14 protein-coding genes are annotated in these 14,503 nt (G+C 66.0%); 5 read left to right on the forward strand and 9 right to left on the reverse strand.

Features of this window, described 5'->3' with window-relative positions:
* Nucleotides 1-87: 87 nt before the first annotated feature.
* Genes KW836_RS26830 through KW836_RS26845 form a run of 4 tightly spaced genes read right to left on the reverse strand, consistent with a single transcriptional unit; the run spans nt 88 to nt 3,110 of the window.
* On the reverse strand, nt 88-1,074 hold the full coding sequence (locus KW836_RS26830) for a beta-ketoacyl-ACP synthase III (RefSeq protein ID WP_218345227.1): 987 nt from the start codon (nt 1,072-1,074) through the stop codon (nt 88-90).
* Nucleotides 1,074-2,141, reverse strand: a complete 1,068-nt coding sequence (plsX, locus tag KW836_RS26835; protein ID WP_175137337.1) for a phosphate acyltransferase PlsX — start codon at nt 2,139-2,141, stop codon at nt 1,074-1,076. Before plsX ends, KW836_RS26830 begins: the two co-directional genes overlap by 1 nt.
* 59 nt (nt 2,142-2,200) lie before the next feature.
* Nucleotides 2,201-2,383, reverse strand: a complete 183-nt coding sequence (rpmF, locus tag KW836_RS26840; protein ID WP_006218037.1) for a 50S ribosomal protein L32 — start codon at nt 2,381-2,383, stop codon at nt 2,201-2,203.
* A 52-nt stretch (nt 2,384-2,435) separates the two neighbouring features.
* Nucleotides 2,436-3,110 carry a DUF177 domain-containing protein gene (locus KW836_RS26845; RefSeq protein WP_218345258.1) on the reverse strand — a complete coding sequence of 225 codons (675 nt, stop codon included), beginning with the start codon at nt 3,108-3,110 and terminating at the stop codon, nt 2,436-2,438.
* A gap of 72 nt (nt 3,111-3,182) precedes the next feature.
* On the opposite strand from KW836_RS26845, the gene KW836_RS26850 reads away from it, so the two are divergent.
* The 3 genes from KW836_RS26850 to KW836_RS26860 are packed head-to-tail and all read left to right on the forward strand — an operon-like array spanning nt 3,183 to nt 5,280.
* Nucleotides 3,183-3,785: a Maf-like protein gene (locus tag KW836_RS26850; protein ID WP_218345228.1), complete on the forward strand. Its 603-nt coding sequence runs from the start codon at nt 3,183-3,185 to the stop codon at nt 3,783-3,785.
* The gene (locus tag KW836_RS26855) at nt 3,782-4,492 is read left to right on the forward strand and encodes an SAM-dependent methyltransferase (RefSeq protein ID WP_218345229.1); all 711 of its coding nucleotides are present in this window, start codon (nt 3,782-3,784) and stop codon (nt 4,490-4,492) included. Before KW836_RS26850 ends, KW836_RS26855 begins: the two co-directional genes overlap by 4 nt.
* A gap of 2 nt (nt 4,493-4,494) precedes the next feature.
* Nucleotides 4,495-5,280, forward strand: a complete 786-nt coding sequence (locus KW836_RS26860) for an N-acetylmuramoyl-L-alanine amidase (protein ID WP_218345230.1) — start codon at nt 4,495-4,497, stop codon at nt 5,278-5,280.
* A 26-nt stretch (nt 5,281-5,306) separates the two neighbouring features.
* Here KW836_RS26860 and msrQ read toward each other — a convergent pair whose 3' ends face one another.
* From msrQ to KW836_RS26880, 4 genes are all read right to left on the reverse strand, one after another.
* The gene (msrQ, locus tag KW836_RS26865; RefSeq protein WP_218345231.1) at nt 5,307-5,954 is read right to left on the reverse strand and encodes a protein-methionine-sulfoxide reductase heme-binding subunit MsrQ; all 648 of its coding nucleotides are present in this window, start codon (nt 5,952-5,954) and stop codon (nt 5,307-5,309) included.
* A gap of 11 nt (nt 5,955-5,965) precedes the next feature.
* Nucleotides 5,966-6,928: a protein-methionine-sulfoxide reductase catalytic subunit MsrP gene (gene msrP, locus KW836_RS26870; protein WP_175122961.1), complete on the reverse strand. Its 963-nt coding sequence runs from the start codon at nt 6,926-6,928 to the stop codon at nt 5,966-5,968.
* Nucleotides 6,929-7,095: 167 nt separating this feature from the next.
* Nucleotides 7,096-7,758, reverse strand: coding sequence for an HAD family hydrolase (locus tag KW836_RS26875; RefSeq protein WP_175122962.1), 663 nt, complete (start codon nt 7,756-7,758; stop codon nt 7,096-7,098).
* 1 nt (nt 7,759) lies between these two features.
* Nucleotides 7,760-8,722 (reverse strand): RluA family pseudouridine synthase, encoded by a 963-nt coding sequence (locus KW836_RS26880; protein ID WP_370633079.1) that lies wholly within the window; start codon nt 8,720-8,722, stop codon nt 7,760-7,762.
* A gap of 524 nt (nt 8,723-9,246) precedes the next feature.
* On the opposite strand from KW836_RS26880, the gene KW836_RS26885 reads away from it, so the two are divergent.
* Nucleotides 9,247-12,345 carry an Rne/Rng family ribonuclease gene (locus KW836_RS26885; protein ID WP_218345233.1) on the forward strand — a complete coding sequence of 1,033 codons (3,099 nt, stop codon included), beginning with the start codon at nt 9,247-9,249 and terminating at the stop codon, nt 12,343-12,345.
* Nucleotides 12,346-12,463: 118 nt separating this feature from the next.
* Here the strand turns inward: KW836_RS26885 and KW836_RS26890 are convergent, their stop codons facing one another.
* Nucleotides 12,464-13,360 carry a LysR family transcriptional regulator gene (locus tag KW836_RS26890; RefSeq protein ID WP_175184242.1) on the reverse strand — a complete coding sequence of 299 codons (897 nt, stop codon included), beginning with the start codon at nt 13,358-13,360 and terminating at the stop codon, nt 12,464-12,466.
* Between the two features lie 171 nt (nt 13,361-13,531).
* Here KW836_RS26890 and KW836_RS26895 point away from each other — a divergent pair, with 171 nt between their 5' ends.
* Nucleotides 13,532-14,467, forward strand: a complete 936-nt coding sequence (locus KW836_RS26895) for a dihydrodipicolinate synthase family protein (protein ID WP_218345234.1) — start codon at nt 13,532-13,534, stop codon at nt 14,465-14,467.
* Nucleotides 14,468-14,503: the final 36 nt, after the last annotated feature.

The following is a 14,503-nucleotide window of genomic DNA, read 5'->3' on the forward strand; positions in this document are numbered from 1 at the left end:
TGTGGATTGATTCAGTGTCTGTGTGGAATGCCAGGCGCGCTCTCCGGCCGCCCGCGGCACACATGCCGCCGCGGCCAGGGCACACCCTTACATGCGAGCCAGTACCGAGCCCCAGGTGAATCCGCCGCCCACGCCCTGCATCAGGATGAGCTGGCCCGGCTTGACGCGGCCGTCGCGGCGCGCCGCATCGAGCGCAAGCGGCACGCTGGCCGCGGACGTGTTGGCGTGACTGTCGACGGTGATGACGACCTTCTCGACGGGCACGTCCAGCTTGCGAGCCAGGAAATTCAGGATGCGCACGTTGGCTTGATGCGGGATCAGCCAATCGACGTCGGCAACGGTGACGCCGGCTTCGGCGCAGGTGTCGCGCGCGGAGCGGTCCAGGACGGTGACGGCCTGCTTGAAGACGGCCTGGCCGTCCATGCGCAGGAACGGATCGCCCGTGACGTCGCCGTAGGCCACGTTGCCCGCGGCGCTGAGGATCTTCATCTGGCTGCCGTCGGCATGCAGTTGCGCGGCCAGGATGCCGGGCGTGTCGGAGGCCTTCAGCACAACAGCGCCGGCGCCGTCACCGAACAGCACGCAGGTGCTGCGGTCGTTCCAGTCGAGGATGCGCGAGAACACTTCGGCGCCGATCACCAGCGCGCAGCGCGCGCGGCCCGCGCGGATGAAGCTGTCGGCGGTGGTGAGCGCGTAGACGAAGCCGCTGCACACGGCCTGCACGTCGAACGCGGCCGAACCCTTGGCGCCGAGGTTGGCCTGCACCAGGCAGGCCGTGCTGGGAAACACGAAATCGGGCGTGGACGTGGCCACGATGACGAGATCGATATCGGAAGCATCAACGCCCGCATCGGCCAGCGCGCGGCGCGAGGCCTCGGTGGCCAGCTGGCTGGTGGTCACGCCACGCTCGGCCAGATGGCGCTGACGGATGCCCGTGCGCTCGACAATCCATTCGTCGGAGGTGGCGATATCGCGCGTCGCCAGTTCCGCAGCCAGTTCGTCATTCGAAACCACGCGTTCCGGCAAGAAGCTGCCGGTGCCCGCGATCACGGAGTATTTCATTGCGGTATCCATCAAGCGGTATCCCCAGCCACGTTGGGCGACGCCGCCGATGGGCGATCGCCGGATTGAACGCGCTTGGTAATTTGAGCGACCGTCTGCGCGGTGCGCTCCAGCAGTTTACTCACTACGGCTTCGCGCGCGCGTTGCAAGGCAAAACCGAAGGCGTAAACGTCCGCGGATCCGTGGCTCTTGATGACGACGCCACGCAAGCCGAGCAAAGCCGCGCCGTTGTAGCGGCGGTTGTCCACGCGGTTGCGCAGGCGGTTCAGCACAGGCTTGGCCACCGCGCCGGCGATCAGCGTGATCAGATTGCGCTTGAACTCTTCGCGAATGATGCTGGACAGCATCTTCGCCAGTCCTTCCACGGACTTGAGCACGACGTTGCCGACAAAGCCGTCGCAGACGACGACGTCGACCGTGCCCTTGAAGATGTCATTGCCTTCGACGTTGCCGTAGAAGTTCAGCGGGCTGCCTCGCAGAAGCTCGGCGGCTTCCTTGACGACTTCGTTGCCCTTGATGACTTCCTCGCCAATGTTCAGCAAGCCCACGGTGGGGTTGTCGCGATGGTCCACCGCCTGCGACAGCGCGGCGCCCATGATGGCGAATTGCAGCAGGTGCTCGGCCGTGCAGTCCACATTCGCGCCCAGGTCCAGCACCGTGGTGGCGCGGCCCGTCTGGTTCGGAATGGACGTGGCGATCGCCGGGCGGTCGATGCCGTCCAGGGTCTTGAGCACATAACGTGAGATGGCCATCCAGGCGCCCGTGTTGCCTGCGGAAATGCAGGCGTCCGCCCGCCCATCCTTGACGGACTGGGCAGCGAGGCGCATGGAGGAGTCTTTTTTGCGGCGCAGGGCGACCTCGACCGGGTCGTCCATGGTGACGACTTCGGAAGCCGCCACGATCTCAAAGCGATCGCGCGCCACGTTGCGGTGCTCGGAAAGCGCCGCTTCGATAGCGTCGGGAAGCCCGACCAGCAATAGCCGGGTGTCCGGAAATTGCCGGGCGAACTCGATCGCAGCCGGAATCGTGACGGGCAGACCGAAGTCTCCGCCCATACAGTCTATGGCGATGCGTATCACGGGTGCCAGGTATCAGCGCTCAGCCGAAATGGTCCGAGTACGAGTTCGGCCCGGGGGCCTTATTCGTCGGCCTTGGTCTTCAGGACCTTGCGGCCACGGTAGAAGCCGTTGGGGCTGATGTGGTGACGCAGGTGCGTTTCACCGGTGTTCGGTTCGATGGCGGTCGACGGGGCCACCAGAAAATCGTGCGAACGGTGCATACCGCGCTTGGAGGGGGACTTCTTGTTTTGTTGAACGGCCATGATGACTCCTAGAAACGGGGCGCATTGTACGCGATGCGGCCCGATGTTGATCTCAATCTTTGTGCTTCAGTTGTTCCAGCACCGCAAACGGCGACGGACGCTTGACAGCGGGCTCCTCTTCAGGAGCTTCGCTGGCCTTGGCCTGCGCGCCCGGGCATACATCATGCTTGGGCACATACGGAATGCTCAGAATGAGCTCATCTTCGATCTGGGCCAACAGATCAAAATGATGCGAACCCACCACCTTTTCAGGTAGCTGGGCCACAGAATCCCTTCCTACGCCTTCGTCGTCCTCGTCGTCGTCATCGTCGCCTTGATCGGCAAAGGAATGATCATCGTCGAGGTCGTCTTCGGATTTGACCAGTTGCAGCACGACTTCGCTGTCGACCGGATACGCAAACGGCGCATTGCACCGCTGGCACACAACCACCGGATTCGCCTTCACATGCAGGCGCAAAAGCGGTTGGCCCATCAGCAAGCCGGTTTTGCCTTCTTCGCCTTGCACGGACCAGGTCACAAGTCCGGCTTCGCCCAGCGGTTGCTCGGGCAGGCCATCGACCACGCGGGCAAGACGCACCAAGGCGATGCTGCCCTGCGCGCTTTTACCCAGACGGGCAAAGGCGAAGGCGTCGATGCGCTTGACGTCAGAGTCCGCCGCATTCACACCAGCACCGGCCGATCCGTCCGCGCGGCGACTCGCATCGCCAGGCTTTCCCTTCGGTGTCATGTTGATGTTCCTGCAAAAATGCCGCAAAACGTTAGATAATACTGTGACTTACGTATTACCGTCAAATGCCGCATGCCCCACAAACCTAGCTTGATCCTCGCGTCCAGCTCGCGATACCGCAAAGAACTGTTGTCGCGCCTGCGGCTGCCCTTTTCCGCGATTTCCCCCGATGTAGACGAAACGCCACAACCTGGCGAAACCCCCGAAGTGCTGGCGCTGCGCCTGTCCGTCGCGAAGGCGATGGTGGTGGCGGAAAAACATCCAGGCAGCATCGTGATCGGCTCTGACCAGGTTGCCACCGTGGACGGCGCCCCCATCGGCAAACCGGGCGACTTCACGCGGGCCCAGGCGCAACTGCGCGCGCTGTCGGGCAGACTGGTGGAGTTTCACAGCGCGCTGGCCGTGACCGACGGCCAACGCGTGGAAAAGGCCGACATTGTGACGCACTGCCGGTTCCGCCAACTGTCCGACCGTGCCATCGACGCCTACCTGCGCGCCGAAGAGCCTTACGATACCGCAGGCAGCGCCAAGGCGGAAAGCCTGGGCATTGCCCTGATGGAAAGCATTCAAAGCGACGACCCCACCGCCATCATAGGCCTGCCGCTGATCGAGTTGACACGCATGCTGGCAACTTTCGGACTGGATCCGCTCGACGCCCCGGGAGCATCCGCATGAACGGCGCCCTGCACCTGATTCCGGTCAGCCTGGGCGACGCGCCGCCCGAGCGCTGGCTGCCCGCCGACGTGCGCTCGTTAGCCGGCCGGCTGGACACCTACATCGCCGAGAACGCCAAGACCGCCCGCGCCTTCCTGAAGCTCATCGGCACCACCCGGCCGCTGCAGGAAATCACCATCCACACCCTCACCGACAAGGCCGACGCCCCGCAGATCAAGGCATGGCTCGACCCCGCAAAGCGCGGCGCGGAGATCGGCCTGGTTTCCGAGGCAGGCTGCCCCGCCGTCGCGGACCCCGGCGCCAAGATCGTGGACGCAGCGCACCGCATGGGGATCGCTGTCAAACCCTGGGTAGGCCCCTCTTCGATTCTGCTGGGCTTGATGGCCAGCGGCCTGGACGGGCAGCGTTTCGCCTTTCATGGTTATGCCCCGGTGGAACCCGGCGAGCGCGCCAAGCAACTGCGCGCCTGGGAGCAGCACTCGGCCCGCCACAACCAGACGCAGTTGTTGATCGAGACGCCGTACCGCAACGCGGCGATGTTTGCCACGCTGATCGCCACCCTGAAGGGCGACACCAAGCTGTGCGTGGCGCGCTCGATGACGACGGCAGACGAATGGGTGGTCACCCATTCGGTGGCCGACTGGAAGAAGTTGCCGGCGCCCCAGCTGGACAAGCTGCCGACGCTGTTCCTGTACCTGGCGCGCTGATCATGACCCGCCTATTTTCCACGCTGCTGGCCGCGGCGGTCCTGGCCGGCTGCGCGGCGCGCGGGCCCGCCGGCCTGGATCTGGACACCTCGATCACCGCCGTCAGCCAGAGCAGCCGGGTGCGATCCGTGGTCGTGCACTACACCACGGTCGACGACGCCGAGTCGCTGCGCCTGCTTTCCAAGGGCAAGGTCAGCGCGCATTACCTGCTGGACCTGGATGGCCGCGCCTATCGGCTGGTCGACGAAAACCGCGTCGCATGGCACGCAGGGGCCAGTTCCTGGTACGGCAACATCGCAATGAACAGCACCTCGATCGGCATCGAGATCGTCAATCCGGGCTGGACCGAAGGCAGCGACGGGGAGCGCGTGTGGCACCCCTATGACGACCGCCAGGTCCGGGCGCTGACCATCCTGCTGCGCGACATCATCCGCCGGCACAACATCGTGCCGGAGAACGTCGTGGGCCACAGCGACATCGCACCGCAGCGCAAGGTGGATCCCGGCCCGCTGTTCCCCTGGAAGACGCTGGCGGACGCGGGTATCGGGCGCTGGTACAACGAGGCAGGCGCGGCCCAGCATCTGGCTCGCCTGCAGATCGAGGGCGTGCCGGATGTCGCATGGTTTCAGAAGCAGCTGCAGCGGCTTGGCTACGCCAGTCCGCAGGACGGCACATTGGACCGCGCAACGATCAACACGCTGGCCGCGTTCCAGATGCACTACCGCCCTGCCCTGCACGACGGCCAGCCTGACGCGGAAACCGCGGCCATCATGCTGGCCATGCAGTAGCTGCGGCGCCTCAGCGCGCTAGCGGACTACGCCCGCGCGCGCCACCAGGCAACGACGCGCCAACCCAGCAGCAGCGCCAGCACCGCGGCGTAGATCGCGGGCTCGGACAGGTCATTCTTGCCCGCCTTGTGCCACCAGTAGTGCAGAATCGCCAGCAGGCCGATGGCATAGATGGCACGGTGCAGCGTCTGCCAGCGCTTGCCCAACCGCCGCATCGCCCACTGCGTCGAGGTGGCAGCCAGCGCTGCCATCAGCACGAAGGCCGAAAATCCCACCATGATGAAGGGACGTTCGACGATGTCACGCACCATTTCGGCGGGTTCGAAGCCACGGTCCCACCACACCCACGCCATGAAATGCAGCGCCGCGTAGAAGAAAGCGAACAATCCGCACATGCGCCGGACGCGTACCAGCGCGGGCTGACCCGTGAGACGGCGCAGCGGCGTGATGGCCAGGGTGACCAGCAGGCATACCAGTGCCCAGGTGCCAGACGATCGCGTCAGGAATTCAACGGGATTGGCCGTGAGGCCGTCGTGCATCCCCAGCCATATCCAGCGCGCGAACGGCGCCAGGCCCAGCAGAAAGAGCAGCGGCTTGAAGCGCCCGATCGTCCGGGCCGAGAGCTGCGCCTTCCTGGGTGCCGCAGCCGAGGCAGCGCGAGGAGCAACGGACACGGATCAGCGCCTCAGTAATTGGCCTTCAGGTCCATGCCCTGATAAAGCGACGCCACCTGATCGCCGTAGCCGTTGAACATGAGCGTCTTGCGCTTGGGCGTGAACAGGCCGTCCTCGCCGATGCGGCGCTCGGTGGCCTGGCTCCAGCGAGGATGCGCGACGTTAGGGTTCACATTGGCGTAGAAGCCGTATTCTTGCGGGGCCGACTTGACCCAGGACGTGACGGGCGGCTTTTCCACCAGCCGGATCTTCACCAGCGATTTGCCGGACTTGAATCCATACTTCCACGGCACGGCCAACCGCAGCGGCGCGCCGTTCTGGTTGGGCAGCACGCGCCCATAGACGCCAAAGACCAGCATCGCCAGCGGATGCATGGCTTCGTCCAGGCGCAACCCCTCCACATACGGCCACTCCAGGATGGCAGCACGCACGCCCGGCATATTTTCCCGCTGAACGGCAGTGACAAATTCGACGTACTTGGCGTTGCCATTCGGCTCCACCTGCTTGAGCACCTCGGACAGCGAATACCCAACCCACGGAATGACCATGGACCAGCCCTCGACGCAGCGCAGGCGGTAGACGCGGTCTTCCATGGGCGCGAGCTTGAGCAACTCTTCGATGGTGAACGTGCGCGGCTTGTTGACCTCGCCCTCGACGCTCACGGTCCACGGCCGGGTCTGCAACTTGCCGGCATTTTTGGCCGGTTCGCCCTTATCTACGCCGAACTCGTAGTAATTGTTGTAGGACGTGATGTCAGCCAGGGACGTCTGCTTGTCCATGATGCTGAACGCAGGGTTGGACTTGCCCGGCAGCGCGCCGGCGTCCTGCGCGTGGGCGGCGCGCGTAGCCCAGCCGGGCAGCCCGACGGCGGCAGCGGCAGCGCCAGCGCGCAACATGAGTTCGCGGCGCGATCGCCACACGGCCTCGGAAGTGATCTCGGACGGCAAAAAGTCGTCGGGCTTGCGTATCAGCATCGTAATCTCCGGTATGGCGCCGCGCTCCGTGAGCGCGCGCCCGCGTCAACCATGGACGCTGGACGGGGCTATCTTATTCCGCGGCGGTCTTGCGAAGCACGCGCAGCGCCTTGCGGATAGACCCGCCGGACCGGCGGACGTTCCTGCCGGCCTTCATCAGCCAGAGCCTACGCGCCGGCACTCACGCGCGGCATAAGCCATTCGCGCACGAGCGGAACGGTGTCCAGCACTGCTTGCGGGGCACATCCCTCAAGCTCCTTCAGGGTGTGTGCCCCGTAGGTGACCCCCAGGCCGTGCACACCCGCGTTGCAGGCCATCTGCAGATCGTGCGAGGTATCGCCCACCATGATGACCCGCGACGGATCCACGTCCAGTTCCTGCATCAGTTCGTGCAGCATGGCCGGATGCGGCTTGCTGAAGGTCTCGTCGGCGGTGCGGGTCGCGTCAAACAGTGGGCCCAGGCCGGTCGCGGCCAGCGCGCGCGTCAGGCCGACGCGGCTCTTGCCCGTGGCGACAGCGAGCCGCACGTTCTGGCTGGCCAGGTCGGTCAGCAACTCGTTGATGCCCTCGAACAGGCGCAATTCCGGGTCGCGCAGCAGGTAGTGCGTGCGGTAGCGCTCAAGGAAGCGAGGCAGCATGGCCTGCGTCAATTCGGGGACGGCACGGCGCAACGCGCTTTCGAGCGAAAGGCCGATGACCCAGCTCGCCTCGGACGCGGACGGCACCGCCAGATCCAGATCGCGGCAAGCGCCCTGAATGGCGGCCACGATGCTGTGCGTGGAATCCATCAGGGTGCCATCCCAGTCAAAGACGACCAGCGAATACGACATATCAGGCAGACTCCAGTATTTTCAGGATGTTCCGGCAAGCTGGCGGCAGCTCGGCGGTCAGTGTCATGACCTCACCCGTCAGCGGGTGAGGCAGGGTGAGGCTGTGAGCGTGCAGGAACATGCGGTTGAAGCCCTGCCGCGCGAATTGCGCACGTACGTCGTCGTGGCCGTATTTGTCGTCCCCGACGATAGGAAAGCCGCTGGATGCCAGATGGACCCGGATCTGGTGGGTGCGTCCGGTGCGCAGCTCGGCGTCGACCAGACTGTAACCACCAAAACGCTGTTTGAGCGTGACAACCGTGTGCGCCGTCTGCCCGTCCGGATCCACCTTGACGCGGCGCTCGCCGGACTGCGTGGTCCATTTGGTCAGGGACAGCTTGATGTGCTGGCGGTCGTTGACCCAATCGCCCTCGACCAGCGCGAAATAATGCTTGTCGCTCCGGCCCTCGCGCAGCATGGCGTGCAGCGCCAGCAGCGCGCTGCGCTTCTTGGCGACCATCAGCAACCCAGAGGTTTCGCGGTCCAGCCGGTGCACGAGTTCCAGGAACTTGGCCTGCGGGCGCGCGGCGCGCAGTTGTTCGATCACGCCGAACGAGACCCCGCTGCCGCCGTGGACGGCAACGCCAGCGGGTTTATCCACGACGAGCATGGCGTCGTCTTCGAAGACGATCGGAAATTCGGCGGCGGGCACGGGACGGGGCTTGCCGGGGTCCGGAAGGCGCAGGGGCGGAATGCGGACCACATCGCCCTCTTCGATCCGGTAATCCACCTGGATGCGTCCCTTGTTGACGCGGACTTCGCCGCCGCGGATCGCCTTGTAGATGTGCGTCTTGGGCACCCCCTTGCACAGCCGCATGAGGAAGTTGTCCAGACGCTGGCCGGCATGCTCGGCGCCCACTTCAACCATGCGGACGGCGGGGGCTGCTTTAGACGCGGATACGGGGGAGGAAGTTTCTTTGCGCATTGCGGAAAGCGACATATAATCGGGACAGCCTTAAGGGGCTGAACTAGCCGCCTGGCGTAGAGATGCAACCAACACGCAACTCCGTCGAGCGCGCGGGCCGCCATTGTACTGCCTGCTCATTCAACCCCTGGGTCTCTTGGTCGCCGGCGCAACCGAGCCCTGCGGAATAGTGGTGTGGCATTCATCTTGCCCGCTGTTCCGGCAGGTCCGTTGCATGCCGCAAGCGGCTCTGAAGCACTGCAAGAATCGTCGCATATTTAAAGCACCAGCTGCGTGTGGGCAACCAATCCGACCGCAGCTGCCGTTCACAGCATTTTTTCCGTCAAACCACATTCAGTGAAGCTGACCCTCCTGCTGACAGAACCCCGTGCCCCACGGCACGACGTGCCCGCCTGACCCGCGGCGGATACGCCTGGGCGCCGCCCAGGTACGGTCCGCACCTTCTTGCCCGCTTCAGCCGCAGCCCGAGTGGCCCGAGGTCACGCGCCGATATCGGCGCGTCATGACAACGGAGAAACCCTCTCATGAAGCGCATGCTGTTCAATGCGACGCATCAGGAAGAATTACGCGTCGCTATCGTCGATGGGCAAAAACTCATCGACCTTGACATCGAGACTGCCGGCCGCGAACAGCGCAAAGGCAATATCTACAAAGGTGTCATCACCCGGATCGAACCCGGCCTCGAAGCTTGCTTCGTCAACTACGGCGAAGACCGTCACGGCTTTCTGCCCTTCAAGGAAGTTGCGCGCAGCTTCTTCAAGGAAGGCGTCGATGTCCGTACCGCCCGCATCCAGGACGCCCTGCGCGAAGGCCAGGAACTGATCGTCCAGGTCGAAAAGGAAGAACGCGGCAACAAGGGCGCAGCCCTGACCACGTTCATCTCGCTGGCTGGCCGCTACCTGGTCCTGATGCCCAACAACCCCCGCGGCGGTGGTGTTTCGCGCCGCGTCGAGGGCGAGGATCGCCAGGAACTGCGCGACACGATGGAACAGCTCGACCTGCCCCAGGGCATGAGCATCATCGCCCGCACCGCAGGCATCGGCCGCAACGTCGAAGAACTGCAATGGGACCTGTCCTATCTGCTGCAGCTCTGGACCGCCATCGACGGCGCCGCGCGCGACAACTCCGCGCCCATCCTGATCTATCTCGAATCCAGCCTGGTCATCCGCGCGATCCGCGATTACTTCTCGCCCGAAATCGGCGAGATCCTGATCGACACCGACGAGATCGCCGACCAGGCCACCGCCTTCATGAGCGTGGTGATGCCGGACAACGTCCAGCGCGTCAAACGCTACCGGGACGACATCCCCCTCTTTTCGCGCTTCCAGATCGAACACCAGATCGAAACGGCCTACTCGCGCACGGTGCAACTGCCCTCGGGCGGCGCCATCGTGATCGATCACACCGAAGCCCTGGTTTCCGTGGACGTGAACTCGGCCCGCTCGACCCGCGGCGCCGACATCGAGGAAACCGCGCTGCGCACCAACTCGGAAGCGGCCGACGAAGTGGCCCGCCAGTTGCGCCTGCGCGACCTGGGTGGCCTGATCGTCATCGACTTCATCGACATGGAAGACAGCAAGAACCAGCGTGCCGTCGAACAGCGCCTGCGTGATGCCCTCCATTTCGACCGTGCCCGCGTCCAGATGGGCAAGATCTCGCGTTTCGGCCTGATGGAACTGTCGCGCCAGCGCCTGCGTCCGGCCCTGAACGAAGGCTCGCACATCACCTGCCCGCGCTGCAACGGCACCGGCGTGATCCGCGACGCCGAATCCAGCGCCCTGCACGTCCTGCGTCTGCTGCAGGAAGAAGCCATGAAGGAAAACACCGCGGCAGTCCACGCCCAGGTGCCCGTCGACGTGGCCACGTACCTGTTGAATGAAAAGCGTGCCGACATCACCAAGATGGAAGCCCGCCTGAAGGTCAACCTGATGCTGATCCCCAACAAGCATCTGGAAACGCCGCACCATCACATCGAGCGCCTGCGCCACGATGATCCCCGCCTGGAAGAGCTGAAGACCAGTTTCGAACTGGTGGAAGCGCCGGCCACGGATGCGCCCTGGCAGCCGCGCGAAAGCGAAATCAAGTCGCGTCCGGAAGCCCTGGTCAAGGGCATCACGCCGTCGCAGCCCGCCCCCGTCTCGACGCCCGCAGCGCCGGCCGCCGCACCCGCCGCGCCCGCGGCAGGCGCCGGTCTGGGCGGCCTGTTCAAGCGTCTGGTCAGCTGGCTGACCGGCGGCTCCGAACCCGCCAAGCCCGCCCCCGTAGCCGCCGAAGAAACCGCCAAGCGCGCGGGCTCGTCGCGTGGCAAGGGCCGCAGCGGCCATGACGGCCAGGAACGCCGCGGCGAACGCCACGGCTCCGACCGCAACCGCAACCGCCGCGGCGAAGGCCGTGGCGAAGGCGCCGAGGCCACCGAAGGCGGCCGTCACCACGTCCGCGGCAACCGCCGCTCGGATGGCGAACGCGGCGAACGCAACAATCGTGGCGAAGGCCGCGGCGAGCGCGACACCCAGGCGGCCACCCAGGCAGCCCTGGCATCCGCCCGTCCGGAACAGACGCCCGAACTCAACGGCGAAGACACCGGCGCAGGCCGCAATCGCCGCCGTGGCCGTGGCCGTAACCGCCGCGAGGAAGGCCAATCCGACGCGCCGATGAGCGAACAGGAAAGCATGGTCGCCGCGCTGGCCCAGACGGTCGCCACCGCGCTGCCTGACGCCAAGTCGGATACCAAGCCCGCTGCCGAAGCCCTGGACAATGCTGACGCCGACGAACAGTCCGCCGACGCGTTTCCGGGCGCTGAAGGCGCCGAAGGCGCCGCGGACCCCGAGCGCAAACGCCGCCGCCGCCGCAGCCGCCGTGGCCGCCGCAGCCAGGACGAAGCCGGTCTGGCCGGTAGCGACGAACTGCAGGAAGACGGCGCCGAAGACGCCGGCGAACAGCAAGCCGAAGGCGTCGCCGCCCAGGCTGCTGAGCCGGTTCAATCGGCCGCCGAGCAAACTGCTCCTGCCGCCGCGCAGCAGGTTCAAGCCCCGGCCCAGCCCGTGCAGACCGCCGCCCAGCCTGAGCAAACGCCGGTCGAACCGGTTCAAGCCCCCAAGGCTGAGCCCGTCCAGGCCGCTGCCGAGCCCGTGGTTGCGCCCGCCGCCGAACCCGCGGTGAAGCCCGCGGTCGAGCCGGCAGCCCAGCCCACGGCTGAGCCTGCCGCTCAACCCGTGCAGACCGCGCCGCAAGCGACCCCGCCTGTCGCCGTGCAACCCGCCAGCGAGGCTTCGGTCCCCGCTGCGCCGGTGCAGACGCCGGTGGAAGCGCCCGCCGCCGAGCCCGTGGTCCAGACGCCGGCAGTGGCCGCTGCTCCCGTCGCACCGGCCCCCGCGCCGGTCGCGCCGGCCAGCGCGCAACAGCCCATCGTGGTCCCTGCCGTTGCCCCGGCCGCCAAGGCGCAAGCCTTGCACGACGTGGTCAATGCCGCCGGCCTGAAGTGGGTGGAAACCGATCCGGAACGCCACGCGCAAACGCAGCAGCGCATTGCCGCCTCGTACGCGCCGGTCCGCCTGGGCCGCGAACGCAAGCCGGTGACGCCCGTCTCGAACGAGCCGCTGGTTCAGGTCGAAACGCGCCACTAAGCCGCACGGCCGTCAGGGCCTGGCCCTGACAGGCAAAACACCCCGCACACCGGAAACGGTTTGCGGGGTGTTTTTTTGTGGCCTCAGTATGTGCGGGCGGCGTGCCGCAACCGATGCCTCAGTCGCCCACGGAGCGGCGCGATTGCGGATCCAGCGCCCGACCCGCCTCTTCCACAAAGGCTTCCGCCAGCGCCGAATGCGGCATGTGGCGCGCCCACAGGATGCCCATCCGGCGCAACGGCGCACGCCCGGGCAGAAGCACCCGCTTGACGCGGCGGCTGTCGAGCGAGTCCGGCGCCCAGTCGGGCACCAGCGACACGCCCAAGCCTTCGGAGACCATGCAGGCAATGCCCATCAGCCCATCGACCTCCAGCCGCTCGCGGGGCGCGATGCCGTGCTGGCGCAGGTACTGGTCGGCCAGGCGCCCGCCCCAGACGTTGCGGTCATAGCGGATGAAGGGCTGGGTGCGCATCAGCTCGTGCGCATCGTTGCCCGGCGTATCGGGCGGCGCGAGCACCACCAGCGGCTCCTCGGTCACCAGCTTCCACGCATAGCCCTTGGACAGGTTGAACTGCGGCTTGACGATGAACGCCGCGTCCAGGTCGCCGTTGATGACGCGGTGGTACAGATGGTTGGAAGTGCCGGGTTCCATGAAGACCGCCAGCTTGGGCATCCGCCGATACAGGCGGGCCAGCACGATGGGCATGATGCCAGTCAGTGCCGAGGCCGAGACGCCCAGGCGCAGCTCGCCCAGCGGCGCGTCGTCGGTGGCGCTGGCGCGCAGATCGCGCACCTCGCGCAGCACGCTGCGGGCGCGCTCCAGCACCTTCAAGCCGGCTTCGGTCGCCTTGACGCTGCGGCCGACGCGCTTGACCAGCGTGGCGCCCAGTTCTTCTTCCAGCGTGCGCACGCGCGCGGCGATGGCGGCGGGCGTCAGGTCCAGCCGCCGCGCCGCCTCGGCCAGCGATCCGCTTTCGATGACAGACACAAAGCTCTGCACATATCGCGTATCCACGGTCTCCCCTTCTTTTGGACGTGTGGCGCGCTCTGCGGCAAACCACAACAATTTTATGGATTGAACCCATTAAACAGCAGATGTTCGTTGGGCGGATCGGTGCCAGAATCGGAAATCGCAGCCGCGCGGCCGCGGCGCGTCCTTTTCACCCATCCAATAACGAGTAGAGACATGACGACCCCTGCCCGCATTCCCGGCGTCTTTTCGCCGGTCCTGACGCCGTTCGATGAACGCTACCGCCCGGCCTTGGGGCGCTACGTGAAGCACTGCCGCTGGCTGCGCGAACAGTCCGTCGGACTGGCCATTTTCGGCACCAACTCCGAGGCGAATTCGCTGTCGCTCTCGGAAAAGCACACGCTGCTCGATGCGCTGCTGGAAGCCGGCGTGGAGCCGTCTGCGCTGATGCCCGGCACGGGCGCGTGCGCGCTGCCCGACGCCATTGCGTTGACGCAGCATGCCGTGCGCAGCGGGAGCATGGGCGTGCTGGTGCTGCCGCCCTTCTACTACAAGGGCGTCAGCGACGAAGGCCTGTTCCGCTACTTTGCCGAGCTGATCGAAGGCGTGGGCGACGACAAGCTGCGCCTGTACCTGTATCACATCCCGCCCGTCAGCCAGGTGCCGCTCAGCCTGGACCTGATCGACCGCCTGCTGACCCGCTACCCCGGCATCGTGGCCGGCGTGAAGGACAGTGGCGGCGACTGGGCCAACACGGCGGCGATGATCGAGCGTTTCACGCCGCGCGGATTCCAGGTGTATGCGGGCAGCGAGGCATTCCTGCTGCAGACCCTGCGCGCAGGCGGCGTGGGCTGCATCACGGCCACGGGCAACGTCAATCCGGGTCCCATCGTGGCGCTGCAGCAGCGCTGGCAGGAGGCGGATGCCGACGAGCGCCAGGCCGGGCTGAACGCCACGCGCAACGTGTTCCAGCAATTCCCGATGATTCCCGCGATGAAGGCCGCCATTGCCTGGAAGTCGGGCGATGCGGCGTGGGCCACGGTGCGTCCGCCCCTGGTCGAGCTGAATGCCGCGCAGACGGACGCACTGAAGACCGCATTGCAGGCCAACGGCTTCGACATGCCGGGCGCCGACTCGTTGTCGGACGTCTGAGCGTCCGATCCGGTGCGCGGACGGTCACGCATGACC

The organism is Achromobacter sp. ACM05 (assembly GCF_019218915.1).
In the GTDB taxonomy this organism is placed as follows: Bacteria; Pseudomonadota; Gammaproteobacteria; order Burkholderiales; family Burkholderiaceae_B; genus Achromobacter; species Achromobacter animicus.